We start from the raw sequence: 2,110 nt of genomic DNA on the forward strand, positions 1-2,110 counted from the left end.
GGCGGCGTGCTGCGTTACCAGCACGATTCACGTAAAAACAAGCTTCACGCCTATTTCTATCTGGGCAGCAGACTTGTGGCGATTCGCGAGACGCCGATTGGGGCGAGCAACCATGTCGTCAAGTACCAGCACACCGATGCGCTGGGAAGTCCGGTAGCGGTGACGGATTCGAATCGCGTCCCTCTTGAGCGCACCGAGTATGAGCCTTACGGCAAGGTACTGAATCGGCCGACGCACGACGGGCCTGGATTCACGGGGCATATAGAGGATGCGGCCACCGGGCTGACGTATATGCAGCAGCGCTACTTCGATCCATTGGCGGGGCGATTCCTGTCGGTGGACCCCGTTGCCGCCGATCCGTCGAGCGGGTGGAACTTCAATCGATTCAATTACGCGGCGAACAACCCGTACAAGTATCGCGATCCTGATGGGCGGGTGATCGATACAGTCTTCGACGTCGGTTTTGCGGCCTACAGCGCATACACGCTGGCTACCCAGCCCAGTTGGACGAATGCTGGCGCGCTTGCGGCGGACCTTGCCGGGATCGCCATTCCGGGCGTCACCGGATTGGGCGCGGGTCTCCGGGCCGCAGCTCACGCCGGTGACGCAGCAAGAAGCAGCCGCTCGGCAAATGAACTTGGACTTCCCGGTAAAGGTGCTGCCGCCGGGAAGAGCGTGCAACTAAGCAAGGGCCTCGCAAGTCAACAGCAACTTGGGGAGTTAGCATCTGGTTTGGGGACGGTAACCCACGGGGTTGCTGCGCACAAACCCTTGAGAGCGGCGGAAAATCTCGCGAGTCAACATGGTGGACAGGCGGCAGATTATCAGAAGGTTTCGAGTTCATCGTACGACGCAGCGGATGGTTCGCATGTCGAAACGCATGCATTTCGTAACTCGACTACCGGGCAGATAATCGAGCCAAAGACCGTAATCAATCCATGACGAGGTCACGAAATGAGAGTTAAGGCGATCCAAACGCAGATTAACGATGAACAGCGCGTAGCTATGGGCGTCAGACCGGAATACATGCCGGTCTTCCCCTTGACACTGGGAAAGGAATACACGGTCTATTGCCTTGCATGCATTCCCGACTCCGGAATCTATGGGATGGTCACGTTGTACTGGATCGTCAGCGACAACGACCGGCTCATCCCCGTGCCGTCCTGCCTGTTCGAAATCACGGACTCCCGACCCTCCAAGTTCTGGGTGATCAGATATCAAGGCCTGACGCTCTCAATGGATCCCGTCGAATTCCTGGAGAACCCGTATCTGTCGGAGGACATCTTCGATCACGAAGACGATGCGATGGTCGTGTTCGCGGAAATGAGAAGACGTTTCGAATCGGAGTAGCTACAACTACGGCGTGAACAATCGGTTTAATGAGCCGGATGAAGCGGAAATTAAGCCATGATCGATAGTGCAATAGTTGCATTCATCAACGTATTGAATGCCAGCTGGCGTGCGCTTGCTGAAGAAGAGGCGCGTGGCACTCAAGAAGGGCTGCTTTGGGATTGGAGTCAAGCGAATTGGGAGGTGCTGGTTGAGGCATCCCTAAACATTCGATCCGGTGGTCTTAGATTGTCCGTGTATGGGGAAGGTGCTGATTGCCGTGGAGGAAGTAGCCGCTTCTCATTTCCTGACGACCTGCCCACCCACGAGGTTCGTTGCCAGCCGGCTCATGCGCTTGTGATTGACGCTCTATCGGGAGCTCAAGTTCGGGTCGTGGACGGAGGCTATGCGCTCGATCGTTTTGTATCGGTGCACGGGGGATGGTATTTCGATAGACCTCCGTTCAATCACGCCTTAATTGAAATCGACGGGAAGCAGTGCGCTCTTCCTGTCGATGAATTGAATTGGAGTCTTGCAAAGCTCCAATAATTCGCCCTTGATCGAAGCGACCCGCAAGGTTCCCGGCGGCGCGCCAATGATGGAAGGGCGCTCTCCTCGGACGTGCAGGGAAACCTCGACAACAAGAACGGGCAGGACTTCGACTTCGACTTCGGCAATCGCCTGCGAGCCGTCACCGGCAAGGAAAGCTATCGCTATGACGGCCACGGCCGCCGAGCCATGGCTTGGGCGCCGGGGTATCCGAACGGCAACATCCTGTCGC

The 2,110-nt window shown here is 56.8% G+C and carries 3 protein-coding genes; all 3 read left to right on the forward strand.

Annotated elements, in window-relative coordinates; all coding sequences use genetic code 11:
• The coding region (locus AB4059_RS15915; protein WP_498980223.1) for an RHS repeat-associated core domain-containing protein at positions 1-942 on the forward strand (942 nt) is incomplete at its 5' end.
• A 165-nt stretch (positions 943-1,107) separates the two neighbouring features.
• The gene (locus AB4059_RS15920) at positions 1,108-1,350 is read left to right on the forward strand and encodes a hypothetical protein (protein ID WP_498980224.1); all 243 of its coding nucleotides are present in this window, start codon (positions 1,108-1,110) and stop codon (positions 1,348-1,350) included.
• A gap of 57 nt (positions 1,351-1,407) precedes the next feature.
• Positions 1,408-1,878 carry a hypothetical protein gene (locus AB4059_RS15925; RefSeq protein WP_498980226.1) on the forward strand — a complete coding sequence of 157 codons (471 nt, stop codon included), beginning with the start codon at positions 1,408-1,410 and terminating at the stop codon, positions 1,876-1,878.
• Positions 1,879-2,110: the final 232 nt, after the last annotated feature.

It is taken from the genome of Lysobacter sp. 2RAF19 (assembly GCF_052115395.1).
GTDB lineage: Bacteria > Pseudomonadota > Gammaproteobacteria > Xanthomonadales > Xanthomonadaceae > Noviluteimonas.